Below are 13,349 nucleotides of genomic sequence, written 5' to 3'. Positions count from 1 at the left end.
AGGGGTTGCCAGCAAGGACCGGGCTCAAACGTAAAAAGACGCGGCAAGCCGCGTCAGTCAGGATTCAAATAACGCGGTGTTTTCATCCAGCCAACCCTGCAACAGCAAGGCCGCGGCGATGGCGTCCACCGGGTTGTCGCGGTAGCTGCCTTTCTGCCCGCCACGGTCGCGGCGCTCACCCTTGGCTTCGAAGGTCGTCAGGCGCTCATCGTGGGTATAAAAGGGCAGGTTGTAGCGGCCGTTGAGGCGGCGCGCGAACTTTTCGGCGCGCAGGCACATGTCGCTGGGGGTGCCGTCCATGTTCAAGGGCAGGCCGACCACCACCGCGTCGGGCTTCCACTCCTTGATCAGGGCTTCGACCTGGTTCCAGTCCGGTATGCCGTTCTGGGCTTTCAAGGTACACAGCTCGCGGGCCTGGCCAGTGATGACCTGGCCGACAGCGACGCCGATCTGTTTGGTGCCGTAGTCAAAACCGAGGATCAGACGCAAGGCCATCAGGCGTGCCCCGCCTGGCTGGTCAGCAGGCTGAGGTTGACCCGCAGCTTGGCCGCGGCCGCGTCCAGGCGCAGCTCGGCGGCAGTGTTGAACAGAATGTCGGCATCGTAGGGGCAGGTCAGCCAGGCGTTACTGGCCAGCTCGGCCTCCAGTTGCCCGGCTTCCCAGCCAGCGTAGCCGAGGGTGATCACGCTCTGTTCGGGGCCGACGCCGTCGGCGATGGCGAACAACACATCCTGGGATGTGGACAGCGACACGCCGTCGAGGTCCACCGTGGCCTGGAACTTCGGCCCGGTTGGGTGCAGCACGAAGCCGCGATCGGTCTGCACCGGCCCGCCGATATAGATCGGCACGCCCTGGCAGCGGGCTGGCGGGTCGATCTCCGGGCGCAGTTGCTCGAGGATATCGGCCAGGTTCAGCTCCTGCGGGCGGTTCACCACCAACCCCATGGCACCATTGGCCGTGTGCTCGACAATGTAGGTCAAGGTCTGCGCAAAGTTCGGGTCGGCCATATGGGGCATGGCGATCAGGAATTGGTGCTTGAGGTAGGTCGGGCTGACATTTTTCATGTCCGCTAGTGTGGCGTTGGAGGGGCGAACTGACAAGCTGGGAGTGATCCGAATACAGCGCCGTCGCCTTTTCTGTAGGAGCGAGCTTGCTCGCGAAAAACGCCAACGATAACGAAGTGCTCCAGGTAGAACCGCGTCGCTCTCAAGTTTTTCGCGAGCAAGCTCGCTCCTACAGTGATTGGTGTTGATTGGGGTTATCAGTTGCTGGACAGGCGATCGCCCTTGGCAAACCGCCAGGTGCGGATGATTTCCAGGCGGTCCACGTCGTTCAGGTCGCCGCTGAACGGCGCAAAGGGCGCGGCCAGGCGCACGATGCGCTGGGCGGCCTGGTCCAGCAGCGGCTGGCCGGACGATTCGAGCACCTGCACTTCATATAACGTGCCGTCGCGGTTGATCGACACCAGCAAGCGCAAATTGCCGTAGATCTGCTGGCGGCGGGCCTCGTCCGGGTAGTTGAGGTTGCCGATGCGTTCGACCTTCTTGCGCCACTCGTCCTTATACCAGGCGCCTTTGTCGCGCATGGTGGACGCTGCGTTCAGGCGGTAGATGCGCGGGCGCTTGGCGTACAGCTGTTGCTCATTGGCCAGTTCGGCTTCGAGGCTGGAGATCTGGTCGGAGAGCTGCGAGCTGTCGAAGGTCGGCGCCGGCTTGACGGGCTCGGGTCGCGGTTCGGTCTTGGTTTTCTCGCGCTGGGTCGCGGCTTTTTGCGGTTTCGGCGCGACGGTGGTCACCACAGGCTTGGGCGCGGCCTGCGGGACTTCGGGCTTGGGCGTCGGCGGCGGGGAGACTTTATTTACCTTGTTGTCCTGGAACGGTGCCACTTCGGTGGTCTTGGGCACGGCTTTCTTGTCCAGCGTGCCGCTGCCCTGCTGATTGTCCTGGGCGAGAAAATCGGCCTTCTCGGGCTTCTTTTCGCTCTTGAACGTGGCGAGGGTGATTTCCAGGGTCTTGGTGATTTGCTTGGGTTCGACCATGGTGAAACCCACGCCGAGGATCAGCGCCAGGTGGATCAATGCCGCGAGAAACAGGGTAAATCCGAGCCGATCAGCCGGGCGCACGCCGCTGGGGGAGGGTTCGAAGGGCAGATCGGACGGGAGTGTCATGACAAGAAAACCAACATCGCGTGTTTCACAGGTGGCGCATGATAACGCAATGTTGGCGGGTGTCCGGCTGTTCTATGTCACTTGGCTTGTAGCTTGCGCTCAATCGCGGCCATCAGCATTTCGCCGATGTTCGTGCCAAATGCATTGTCGATCTCGCGAATACAGGTCGGGCTGGTGACGTTGATTTCGGTGAGGTGTTCACCAATTACGTCGAGGCCTACGAACAGCAAACCTTTTTCCCGCAGGGTCGGGCCGACCTGGGAAGCAATCCAGCGGTCCTTGTCCGACAAAGGCCGGGCTTCGCCACGACCGCCGGCCGCCAGGTTGCCGCGGGTCTCGCCGGCTGCCGGGATGCGCGCCAGGCAATAATCCACCGGTTCGCCGTCGATCATCAGGATGCGCTTGTCGCCGTCCTTGATCGCCGGCAGATAAGCCTGGCCCATGATCTGCTGGGTGCCCAGGGCGGTCAGGGTTTCGAGGATCACCGACAGGTTCGGGTCGCCGGCGCGGTGGCGGAAGATCGAGGTGCCGCCCATGCCGTCCAGCGGCTTGAGGATCACATCGCCGTGCTTGGCGGCGAATTCGCGCAGCACATCGGCGCGGCGGCTGACCACGGTCGGCGGCGTGCAGTGCGGGAACAGCGTGGCGAACAGCTTCTCATTGCAGTCGCGCAGGCTCTGCGGCTTGTTGACGATCAGCACGCCGGCGCGCTCGGCCTGCTCCAGCAGGTAGGTGGAGTAGACGAATTCCATGTCGAACGGCGGGTCCTTGCGCATCAGGATCACGTCCAGGTCGCTCAGGGGGCTGTCGATTTCGTCTTGCAGCTCGAACCACTTTTCAGGGTTGGCGAACACCTCGAGCGGACGCATCCGCGCACGCGCCTCGCCGTCGCCCTGGTAAAGGTCGCGCTGTTCCATATAGAACAGGCTCCAGCCGCGGGCCTGGGCGGCCAGGAGCATGGCCAGCGAGCTGTCCTTTTTATAGGAAATGCTGGCGATAGGGTCCATGACAATGCCGACGCGAACGCTCATGGGGGATTTCCTCTAGCAAATTAGGGCGCATAAAAGTGGCGTCAGAGTGGCGCTGCGACTGTTGTGGGTCAAGGAAAAACCACCTGGCGGGTCGCTCGATAGATTGCTCCACGAGACTGTGCTAAAAAGACTGCCACGGCGCAGCAGCCCCTGAATTCCAAGGCTTGTGACGCTCATCCTGGGCAGTATCAGGCCGTACACACCGAAAACCGATTCGCTGTGGCGATGGTAGAGCAGATATGGAACAGCATTCCAACGCCTTGAGAGTGATGGTGATCGACGATTCGAAAACGATCCGCCGCACCGCCGAAACCCTGTTGAAGAACGTGGGCTGCGATGTCATCACGGCCATCGATGGTTTCGATGCCCTGGCCCGGATTGTGGATCATCACCCGCACATTATCTTTGTCGACATCATGATGCCGCGCCTGGATGGCTATCAGACGTGCGCCTTGGTGAAGAACAACCCGGCGTTCAAGTCGATCCCGGTGATCATGCTGTCTTCCAAGGACGGCCTGTTCGACAAGGCCAAGGGGCGTATCGTCGGTGTCGATCAGTTTTTGACCAAGCCTTTCAGCAAGGAAGAACTGCTGGGCGCGATCAAGGCCTACGTGCCGGGTTTCGCCGCAGTAGAACAAGCACACTGACGCAACCTCACAAGGGCGTGCGTCTTCCAATGTAGTGGGGAAAACCATGGCACGTGTTCTGATCGTCGACGATTCGCCGACCGAAATGTACAAACTGACCGGCATGCTGGAAAAGCACGGTCATCAGGTCTTGAAAGCGGAAAACGGTGCCGACGGCGTGGCCCTGGCCCGCCAGGAAAAGCCCGACGCGGTCTTGATGGACATCGTGATGCCGGGCCTCAATGGCTTCCAGGCCACCCGCCAGCTGTCCAAGGAGCGGGAAACCAACAGCATCCCGATCATCATCATCACCACCAAGGACCAGGAAACCGACAAAATCTGGGGCGCGCGCCAGGGCGCCAAGGATTACCTGACCAAGCCGGTGGACGAAGCCACGCTGATCGCCACCCTGAACAAGGTCTTGGCCCGCTGACGGCACGCCATCATGACCGAGTCGCTAACCGCCTTCGAGCTGCTGCTGGACATCGACCGCCGCTGTCGCCTGCTGGCCGCTGACCTGCCGTCCCAGGAAACCCGCCTGCAAGGCTGGAGCGGGATCGGCTTTCGCGTGGGCGAACAGTGGTTTGTCGCGCCCATGCGCGAAGTCGCCGAAGTGCTGCATGAGCCGCGCTGCACTTTAATGCCCGGGGTCAAGACCTGGATCAGAGGAGTCGCTAACCTGCGTGGGCGCCTGCTGCCGGTGATGGATCTCGGCGGGTTCCTCGGCCATGCGCTGTCCAAGGCAGACAAGCAGCGGCGGGTATTGGTCGTGGAATACCAGGACATATTTATCGGGCTGCTGGTGGACGAGGTGGTGGGTATGCAGCATTTCGCACAAGACGCCTTGTTGCCCAGCGCCACCCCCGGCGTACCCTTTATCAGTGGCCGGTTCGACGCTGATCAGCAATGGCAGGTCTTCAGCCCCTTCGCTCTGGCCCAGGCCCCTGGCTTCATGGATGTTGCCGCATGACCACCGCTACCACGCCCAAACCCCAGGCAGGCTCACGCAGCCGCTCGCAGATCATCGTGCTGTTTATTGCGCTGATCGTGTTCATCATGTTGCTGTTCGCCAACTTCGCGTACCTCAACACCCAGTCCACCTACGACAAGCAGTACATCGGCCACGCCGGTGAGTTGCGGGTGCTGTCCCAGCGTATCGCCAAGAACGCCACCGAAGCCGCCGCCGGCAAGGCCGCGGCGTTCAAGTTGCTGGCGGAGGCGCGCAATGACTTTGCCCGGCGCTGGGGTTACCTGAAAAAGGGCGACCCGGCCACCGGCCTGCCCGCCGCGCCCAATGCGGTACGTGCAGAGATGCGGGCGGTGCAGACCGATTGGGAAGCGCTGCTGAAAAACACCGACGCGATCCTCGCCAGCGAACAGACCGTGCTGTCGTTGCATCAAGTTGCCGCGACCCTGGCCGAAACCGTGCCGCAACTGCAGATGGAATCGGAAAAGGTCGTGGATATCCTGCTGCAACGCGGCGCCCCGGCCAGCCAGGTGGCCTTGGCCCAGCGCCAGTCGCTGCTGGCCGAGCGGATCCTGGGGGCGGTCAACACCGTGCTGGCCGGTGACGAAACCGCCGCGCAGGCCGCCGATGCCTTTGGCCGCGATGCCAACCGCTTCGGCCAGGTGCTCACCGGCATGCTCCAGGGCAACCCCGGGCTGCGCATCACCCAGGTCGAGGACCACGACGCACGGGCGCGCCTGGCGGAAATCGCCGAGCTGTTCGAGTTTGTCTCCGGCTCCGTGGACGAGATCCTCGAAACCTCGCCGCAACTGTTCCAGGTCCGGGCCTCGGCGAGCAATATTTTCAACCTCTCGCAAACCCTGCTCGATGAAGCCTCGCTCCTGGCCACCGGCTTTGAAAACCTCGCCGGCGGGCGCAGCTTCGACACGATCGGCGGCTATGTGCTGGGCTTGCTGGCGCTGGCCTCGATCATCCTGATCGGCCTGGTGATGGTCCGCGCCACCAACCAGCAACTGCGGGAAACCGCCGAGAAGAACGAGCGCAACCAGAACGCGATCATGCGCCTGCTGGATGAAATCGAAGACCTGGCCGACGGCGACCTCACCGTGACGGCCTCGGTGACCGAAGACTTCACCGGCACCATCGCCGACTCCATCAACTATTCCGTGGACCAACTGCGCGACCTTGTCGCTACCATCAACCTCACCGCCGGCCAGGTCGCCGGCGCGGTGCAGGACACCCAGGCCACCGCCATGCACCTGGCGCAGGCCTCGGAGCATCAGGCCCAGCAAATCGCCGAGGCTTCCACCGCGATCAAGCAGATGGCCCAGTCGATCGATCAGGTGTCGGCGAACGCGGCTGAATCCTCGGCGGTGGCCGAGCGCTCGGTGGAAATCGCCAACAAGGGCAATGAAGTGGTACACAACACCATCCACGGCATGGACAACATTCGCGAGCAGATCCAGGACACCGCCAAGCGCATCAAGCGCCTGGGCGAGTCGTCCCAGGAGATCGGCGACATTGTCAGCCTGATCGATGACATCGCCGACCAGACCAACATCCTTGCGCTCAACGCCGCGATCCAGGCAAGCATGGCCGGGGATGCCGGACGCGGCTTCGCGGTGGTTGCCGATGAAGTGCAACGCCTGGCCGAGCGCTCCTCGGCGGCCACGCGGCAGATCGAAACCCTGGTGCGGGCGATCCAGGCCGACACCAACGAAGCCGTCATCTCGATGGAACAGACCACCACTGAAGTGGTGCGCGGCGCACGGCTGGCCCAGGACGCCGGGGTGGCGCTGGAAGAGATCGAAGGCGTGTCGAAAACCCTGGCGGCGCTGATCCAGAGTATTTCCAACGCGGCGCAGCAACAGACGTCGTCGGCGGGGCAGATCTCGCTGACCATGAACGTCATCCAGCAGATCACCAGCCAGACCTCATCGGGCTCGACCGCCACCGCCGAGAGCATCGGCAACCTGGCGAAAATGGCCAGCCAGTTGCGCCGCTCAGTATCGGGCTTCACCCTCCCGGCTGCTAAGCAGGCTGATGATTGAAATGCAATCCAAATGTGGGAGGGCGCTTGCTCCCGATGGCAGTGGGTCAGTCAATGAATCAGGTGACTGATACACCGTCATCGGGAGCAAGCCCCCTCCACATGTGATCTCGCTCTTTGTTTCAAGAACACCAGCAACTCATGAATTCTAAGCGGAGCAGTTATGGTTGATCGGCACGACTACGTGGCCCTCGAATGGGTCAAGGGCGACATTGCCGAAACCCTGAAACAGGCCCGTTCGGCGCTGGACGCGTTTGTCGAAACCACCGACAACGACACCCTCGGCGACTGCCTGGCGTGCATCCATCAAGTGCATGGCGCCTTGCAAATGGTCGAGTTCTACGGCGCGGCGCTGCTCGCCGAAGAAATCGAAGCCCTGGCTCTGGCCCTGCAGGCCGGGCGCGTCAGCCAGCGCGATGAAAGCATCCGCCTGCTACAACAAGCCCTCGGCCAATTGCCGCTGTACCTGGACCGCATCCACAGCGCGCGTCGCGACTTGCCGCTGGTGGTGTTGCCGCTGCTCAACGACCTGCGCAGTGCGCGCGGCGAAAGCCTGTTGTCCGAAACCAGCCTGTTCAGCCCGCAACTGCTGTCGATTGCGCCGTTGTCCGAAGAAACGCTGGCGCAACGCGCGCCGCCCGACCTGAACGAGCAGGTGCGTCAGTGGCACCTGCTGCTGCAACAAGCCCTGGCCGGGTTGCTGCGCGAAGATCACGGCCCGAGCAACCTGGAAGACATGGCGCGAGTCTTCGCGCGCCTCGAAGCGCTGTGCCAGGGCGCGCCGCTGTTGCCGCTGTGGCAAGTTACCTCGGCGCTGGTCGAGGGCATGTTGACCGGCGTGATCGCCAACAGCCCGGCGCTGCGCAGCCTGCTCAAGGCCAGCGACAAGCAACTCAAGCGCCTGCTCGTCCAGGGCATTGGCGGCATCAACCAGCCGGCGCCGGATGAACTGCTCAAGAGCCTGCTGTTCTACGTCGCCAAAGTCACCCGGCCAACGCCGCGCATGCAAAGCCTGAAAGAACGCTACGGCCTCGATGAAGCCTTGCCCGACAGCGCCGTGGTTGATGCCGAACGGGCGCGCCTGGCCGGGCCGGACCGCAATGCGATGGGCTCGGTGCTCGGCGCGTTGTGCGAGGAGCTGGTGCGGGTCAAGGAGCGCCTCGACCTGTTCGTGCGCAGCGACCGTCAACACACCAGCGACCTCGATGCGCTGTTGGCGCCGCTGCGGCAAATCGCCGATACCCTTGCGGTGCTGGGCTTTGGCCAGCCGCGCAAAGTCATCATCGACCAGCTTGCAGTGGTGTTGAGCCTGGCCCAGGGCCAGCGCGAACCCAACGATGCGGTGCTGATGGATGTTGCCGGCGCCTTGCTCTACGTCGAAGCCACGCTGGCCGGGATGGCGGGCACGGTCGAGCCGGAAAACCGCGAAGAGAGCCGTTTGCCCACCACCGACCTGACGCAGATTCATCAGTTGGTGATCCGCGAGTCCTGCCAGTGCCTCAAGCAAGCCAAAGAGCTGGTGATCGACTGCATCGACGCCCAGTGGGAGCGCCAGCGCCTGGAGTCCCTGCCGGAGCTGTTGAGCCAGGTGCGCGGCGCCCTGGCGATGATTCCACTGCCACGCGCAGCGAGCCTGATGCGCGGTTGCACCGATTACGTCGATGAACAACTGATGATCAACGACGCAGTGCCATCCGCAGAGCAGTTGGAGCATTTCGCCGACGTGATCAGCGGCCTGGAGTACTACCTGGAGCGCATGCTCCAAGACCCCGACGCCGCTGGCGAACGGGTACTGGAGCTGGCCACCCGGGGCCTGGCCGCGCTGGGTTACCTGCCTGCCGAAAAGCCCTGGCGCCAGGCGCTGGTGGCGCCGGATGGCGCGCTGTCGAGCGAGAGCACGCCGAGCCAGTCCCAGTTCGACGCGCTGGCCAATCCCGCTTCGCGCTTGAACCCGCCCGCCCTGCAACGCCCCGGCAGCCTGCTGCCGCCGCCGGCCGGTGAAGAGCCGATCGACGACGAACTGCGTGAAGTGTTCCTCGAAGAGACCGCCGAAGTCCTCGAGGTGCTGCACCACCATCTGCCGAGCGGCGTCGATAAAACCGCCCTCGGCGAAATGCGCCGTGCCTTCCACACCCTCAAAGGCAGCGGCCGCATGGTGCGGGCCCTGGTGCTGGCGGAACTGGCCTGGGCCGTGGAGAACCTGCTCAACCGCGTGCTGGAGCGCAGCGTGGCCGCCGGCCCCGAGGTGCAACAGGTGCTGGATGAAGCAGTGGCCCTGCTGCCGGAACTGATCGCCGACTTCGCCGCCGGTGCCCAGCGCCAGCGGGACGCGGTCGACGCCCTGGCCGCACGCGCCCACGCGTTGGCCAGCGGCACTGCCGTGGCGGCTGCCGAACCCCATGACCCGATGCTGCTGGAGATCTTCCGCAACGAAGTCCAGAGCCACCTCGACAGCCTCAACCATTTCCTGCGCCAGGCCGCCGAGCATGTGCCGCTGCAAGTCAGCGATGAGCTGCAACGCGCCTTGCACACCCTCAAAGGCAGCGCCTACATGGCCGGCGTGCTGCCGATCGCCGAACTGGCGCGCCCGCTCGATCACCTGACCCGCGAGTACAAGGCCCACCGCCTGCCGTTGGACCTGGATGAAGTGGAACTGCTGCTGGAGGCCGAGGGCCTGTTCCAACGGGGCTTGCGCCAGTTGAACGGCGACCCGCTGATGCCGATCCAAGGGGCCGCCGACCTGATCGGTCGCACCCAAAGCCTGCTCGATCAGCAGCTTCAAGCCCAGCTCGAAGCGCCGAGCACCGGGCTGCGGATCAAGCGTGATCCGCAACTGATCAACAACTTCCTGGCCCAGGGCATGGACATCCTGCTCGACGCCGAAAGCCTGCTGCGCCGCTGGCAACAACACCCCGGCGAACGCCAGGAACTGACCGCGCTGCTGGACGAATTGACCACCCTGGGGCAGGGCGCGCACCTCGCCGACCTGCACGCCATCGACGAACTGTGCGAAGCCCTGCTCGACCTTTACGGCGCCGTGGAAGAAAGCAGCCTGGCGGTCAGCGAGCGGTTTTTCCAGGAGGCCGAACAGGCCCACGAAGCGCTGATCAACATGCTCGACCAACTGGCCGCCGGCCAGGAAATCAGCCCGGCCCCGGCGCGCATGCAAGCCTTGCGCGAGCTGCTGGATGGCGCCCTCGACCCGTCCGCCACCGGCCTGATCAAAAGCGACGGCAGCCGTGCGCTGAGCATCTCCGAACTGGGCGCCGCGACGGCCCGGCTGGATCGGCACGCGGTGGTAGATGATGAGATTGTCGAGATCTTCCTCGAAGAAGCCGTGGATATCCTCGACAGCGCCGGGCAATCCCTCAAGCGCTGGCTGCTGGAACCCGAGGGCGTAGCGCCGTTGACCTCGTTGCAGCGCGATATGCACACCCTCAAGGGCGGCGCGCGCATGGCCGAAATCGGGCCGGTCGGCGACCTTGCCTACGAGCTGGAAGGCCTTTACGAAGGCCTGGCGGACCGCCGCTACAGCTATTCCGGCGAGCTGTCCCAGGTACTGATGTCCAGTCATGAGCACTTGGCGTTGCAGTTGGACCAGTTGCAAGAGCATCAGGCGCTGAGCGATTCCAGTGAGTTGATCGCCAAAGTCCGGGCGTTGCGCCACAGCGGTTCGCCCACGGCGCCGGTCGCGACCGCGCATACCTTGGGCATCGACCCTGAGTTGCTGGATATCTTCCTCGAAGAAGCTGCCGACATTCTCGACAGCTCGGGCGCGGCGTTGCTGCGCTGGCAGGCAGAGCCCCATAACCGCCAGGAAGTCGAAACCCTGCTGCGCGACCTGCACACCCTCAAGGGCGGTGCGCGCATGGTCGAGATCGGCCCGATCGGCGACTTGGCCCATGAGCTGGAGTTTCTCTACGAAGGCTTGTCCTCCGGTTTGCTCGTGGCGTCCTCTGAGTTGTTCGCCTTGCTGCAAGGTTGTCACGACCGCCTGGCGCAGATGATCGATGCGGTGGCGGCGGGCTTGCCGGTGGGCTCGGTGGACAAACTCATCGAGCGCATCAAGAGCCTGGTCCACCCCAGCGATGAGCCGGTGGCGGCGGTGGCGTTGGTGACGGGCAAGGCCGAAGCGGCTGTCGAACCGACGGCCGACATGGTGAAAATCTCCGCCGACCTGCTGGACGACCTGGTCAACCTGGCCGGTGAAACCTCGATCTTCCGTGGCCGAATCGAACAGCAGGTCAACGACGCGCAGGTTGCCCTCAACGAAGTGGAAACCACCCTCGAGCGCATGCGCGACCAACTGCGTCGGCTCGACAGCGAAACCCAGGGCCGCCTCTTCAGCCGTCAGCAGGCCGAAGCCGAGCGCTTGGACTATGACGAATTCGACCCGCTGGAAATGGACCGTCATTCACAGTTGCAGCAACTGTCCCGGGCGTTGTTCGAGTCTGCCTCCGACTTGCTCGACCTCAAGGAAACCCTCGAACGCCGCAACCAGGATGCCCACGACCTGTTGCAGCAACAGGCGCGCATCAACACCGAATTGCAAGAAGGCCTGATGCGAACGCGCATGGTGCCCTTTGAACGCATGCTGCCGCGCCTCAAGCGCATCGTGCGCCAGGTCGCGCAGGAGTTGGGCAAGGACGTGGAATTCGTGGTCGGCAATGCCGAGGGCGAGATGGACCGCAACGTGCTGGAACGCATGGTCGCGCCGCTGGAACATATGCTGCGCAACGCCGTCGATCACGGCCTGGAGTCCCGCGAGGCGCGGCTGCTGGCCGGCAAGCCCGAGAAGGGCCGCGTCACCCTGGACCTGACCCACGAAGGCGGCGATATCCTCTTCGACCTGCGCGACGACGGTGCCGGCGTGTCTCTCGATGCGGTACGGCGCAAGGCGATCAAGCGCGGCCTGCTCGCCGCTGATCAAGAGATCAGCGACCATGACGTGTTGCAGTTCATCCTGCAGCCGGGGTTCTCCACCGCGGAAAAGATCACCCAGATTTCCGGGCGCGGCGTGGGCATGGACGTGGTGCATGAAGAAGTGCGCCAGCTTGGCGGCTCGATGTTTATCGATTCGATACCGGGGGCGGGCGTGCATTTTCGTATTCGCCTGCCGTTCACCGTGTCGGTCAACCGTGCGCTGATGGTGCAGTGCGCGGACGATCAATACGCGATGCCGCTCAACACCATCGAAGGTCTGGTGCGCGTGTTGCCCCATGAGCTGGAAGGGCACTATCAACTGGACCCGCCGCGTTATGAATACGCCGGCCAGCGCTATGAGCTGTTTTACCTCGGCGACCTGCTGCACACGGTCGCCCGCCCGAAACTGCTGGGCCAGTACCAACCGCTTCCCGTGCTGTTGGTGCAGTACAACGAACGGCACGTGGCGGTGCAGGTGGACAGCATGGCGGGGAGCCGGGAAATCGTGGTCAAGGGCCTGGGGCCGCAGTTTGCCGGGGTGAAGGGGCTCTCCGGGGCGACCATTCTCGGCGATGGCCGCGTGGTCTTGATCATCGACCTGCTCGCCCACATCCGCGCCCGGCAACCGGCCTTGCCGGCCCAGGTGGTGGACGTCCCGCTGCTGCTCAACGCGCCGCTGAAAAAGCGCCCGCTGCTGGTGCTGGTGGTGGACGACTCGGTCACCGTGCGCAAAGTCACCAGCCGCCTGCTCGAGCGCAACGGCATGAACGTCCTCACCGCCAAGGACGGCATCGACGCCATGGCCGTGCTGGAAGAACACACCCCGGACCTGATGCTGCTGGACATCGAAATGCCGCGCATGGACGGTTTCGAAGTGGCCATCCAGGTGCGCAACGACCCACGGCTGATGCGCTTGCCGATCATCATGATCACCTCCCGCACCGGCCAGAAGCACCGCGACCGCGCCATGGCCATCGGCGTCAACGACTACCTCGGCAAGCCGTATCAGGAGTCGGTGCTGCTGGAAAGCATCGCCTATTGGAGCAAGTCCCATGCTTGACCACCGCACCAGCCAACTCACCGGCCTGCTCCTGCCCCTCGCCGACCGCCACCTGGTGCTGCCCAACGTCGCCATCGCTGAACTGATCGACTTCCAGCGCGGCGAACCGGCCAGCGACGCACCGCCCTGGTACCTGCGGCAAGTGACCTGGCGCGACCGGCAATTGCCGCTGATCAGCTTCGAAGCGGCCTGCGGTGAAGCCAGCGTGACCGGCGAGCGCTCGCGCATCGTCGTGCTGAACGCCCTGGGCGGGCGGCCGTCATTGAAGTTCATTGCGATGGTGATCCAGGGGATTCCCCGCTCGTACAAACTCGATAGCCAGTTGAGCTACGTGGATGTGCCGCTGTGCCCGCTGGAACTGGCGGCGGTGCAGGTGGGGGAGCATGTGGCGAAAGTGCCGGATTTGATGGGGTTAGAAGCCCTGCTGGTTGAATCCGGCCTGGCCTGAACATAAGCCTTGCGATGATCCCGATGTGGGAGGGGCTTGCTCCCACACAGGTTGGCGTTGAGCGCACTGATGTCAGA

10 protein-coding genes are annotated in these 13,349 nt (G+C 63.8%); 6 read left to right on the top strand and 4 right to left on the bottom strand.

Annotated features, from left to right (window positions below; translation table 11 throughout):
* Positions 1 to 57 precede the first annotated feature (57 nt).
* The 4 genes from ruvX to gshB all read right to left on the bottom strand — a co-directional run bounded on the left by ruvX (position 58) and on the right by gshB (position 3,198).
* The gene (ruvX, locus tag RGV59_RS03620) at positions 58 to 495 is read right to left on the bottom strand and encodes a Holliday junction resolvase RuvX (RefSeq protein WP_005792259.1); all 438 of its coding nucleotides are present in this window, start codon (positions 493 to 495) and stop codon (positions 58 to 60) included.
* Entirely contained in the window at positions 495 to 1,064 is a 570-nt protein-coding gene (locus RGV59_RS03615; RefSeq protein WP_017845000.1) for a YqgE/AlgH family protein, read from the bottom strand. The genes ruvX and RGV59_RS03615 overlap by 1 nt, the downstream gene beginning before the upstream one ends.
* Before the next feature lie 197 nt (positions 1,065 to 1,261).
* Positions 1,262 to 2,167 carry an energy transducer TonB gene (locus RGV59_RS03610; protein WP_017844999.1) on the bottom strand — a complete coding sequence of 302 codons (906 nt, stop codon included), beginning with the start codon at positions 2,165 to 2,167 and terminating at the stop codon, positions 1,262 to 1,264.
* A gap of 77 nt (positions 2,168 to 2,244) precedes the next feature.
* On the bottom strand, positions 2,245 to 3,198 hold the full coding sequence (gene gshB, locus RGV59_RS03605) for a glutathione synthase (protein ID WP_017844998.1): 954 nt from the start codon (positions 3,196 to 3,198) through the stop codon (positions 2,245 to 2,247).
* A gap of 239 nt (positions 3,199 to 3,437) precedes the next feature.
* On the opposite strand from gshB, the gene pilG reads away from it, so the two are divergent.
* The 6 genes from pilG (at position 3,438) to RGV59_RS03575 (ending at position 13,272) form a co-directional block, all read left to right on the top strand.
* Positions 3,438 to 3,845, top strand: coding sequence for a twitching motility response regulator PilG (pilG, locus tag RGV59_RS03600; protein ID WP_010564379.1), 408 nt, complete (start codon positions 3,438 to 3,440; stop codon positions 3,843 to 3,845).
* A gap of 46 nt (positions 3,846 to 3,891) precedes the next feature.
* Positions 3,892 to 4,257 carry a twitching motility response regulator PilH gene (gene pilH / locus RGV59_RS03595; protein ID WP_046487806.1) on the top strand — a complete coding sequence of 122 codons (366 nt, stop codon included), beginning with the start codon at positions 3,892 to 3,894 and terminating at the stop codon, positions 4,255 to 4,257.
* A gap of 12 nt (positions 4,258 to 4,269) precedes the next feature.
* Complete coding sequence (locus tag RGV59_RS03590; protein ID WP_046381763.1) at positions 4,270 to 4,794, top strand: chemotaxis protein CheW; 525 nt, start codon at positions 4,270 to 4,272, stop codon at positions 4,792 to 4,794.
* Positions 4,791 to 6,842, top strand: a complete 2,052-nt coding sequence (locus RGV59_RS03585; protein WP_232590979.1) for a methyl-accepting chemotaxis protein — start codon at positions 4,791 to 4,793, stop codon at positions 6,840 to 6,842. The genes RGV59_RS03590 and RGV59_RS03585 overlap by 4 nt, the downstream gene beginning before the upstream one ends.
* Positions 6,843 to 7,004: 162 nt before the next feature.
* A complete protein-coding gene (locus RGV59_RS03580) occupies positions 7,005 to 12,824 on the top strand; it encodes an Hpt domain-containing protein (RefSeq protein WP_322246888.1) in 5,820 nt (1,939 codons plus the stop codon).
* On the top strand, positions 12,817 to 13,272 hold the full coding sequence (locus RGV59_RS03575; protein ID WP_017844993.1) for a chemotaxis protein CheW: 456 nt from the start codon (positions 12,817 to 12,819) through the stop codon (positions 13,270 to 13,272). Before RGV59_RS03580 ends, RGV59_RS03575 begins: the two co-directional genes overlap by 8 nt.
* Positions 13,273 to 13,349 lie beyond the last annotated feature (77 nt).

The organism is Pseudomonas sp. FG1 (genome assembly GCF_034313875.1).
Classification (GTDB): Bacteria; Pseudomonadota; Gammaproteobacteria; order Pseudomonadales; family Pseudomonadaceae; genus Aquipseudomonas; species Aquipseudomonas veronii.
The sequence above is the reverse complement of the archived record's forward strand: the minus strand, read 5'-3'. Positions and strand labels throughout refer to the sequence as shown.

Bases quoted from the DNA above. Each gene is read 5' to 3' on its own strand.
- gshB (WP_017844998.1), bottom strand. From the start codon at position 3,198: ATGAGCGTTCGCGTCGGCATTGTCATGGACCCTATCGCCAGCATTTCC.
- RGV59_RS03575 (WP_017844993.1), top strand. From the start codon at position 12,817: ATGCTTGACCACCGCACCAGCCAACTCACCGGCCTGCTCCTGCCCCTC.
- RGV59_RS03580 (WP_322246888.1), top strand. From the start codon at position 7,005: ATGGTTGATCGGCACGACTACGTGGCCCTCGAATGGGTCAAGGGCGAC.
- RGV59_RS03610 (WP_017844999.1), bottom strand. From the start codon at position 2,167: ATGACACTCCCGTCCGATCTGCCCTTCGAACCCTCCCCCAGCGGCGTG.
- pilH (WP_046487806.1), top strand. From the start codon at position 3,892: ATGGCACGTGTTCTGATCGTCGACGATTCGCCGACCGAAATGTACAAA.
- ruvX (WP_005792259.1), bottom strand. From the start codon at position 495: ATGGCCTTGCGTCTGATCCTCGGTTTTGACTACGGCACCAAACAGATC.
- RGV59_RS03585 (WP_232590979.1), top strand. From the start codon at position 4,791: ATGACCACCGCTACCACGCCCAAACCCCAGGCAGGCTCACGCAGCCGC.
- RGV59_RS03590 (WP_046381763.1), top strand. From the start codon at position 4,270: ATGACCGAGTCGCTAACCGCCTTCGAGCTGCTGCTGGACATCGACCGC.
- RGV59_RS03615 (WP_017845000.1), bottom strand. From the start codon at position 1,064: ATGAAAAATGTCAGCCCGACCTACCTCAAGCACCAATTCCTGATCGCC.
- pilG (WP_010564379.1), top strand. From the start codon at position 3,438: ATGGAACAGCATTCCAACGCCTTGAGAGTGATGGTGATCGACGATTCG.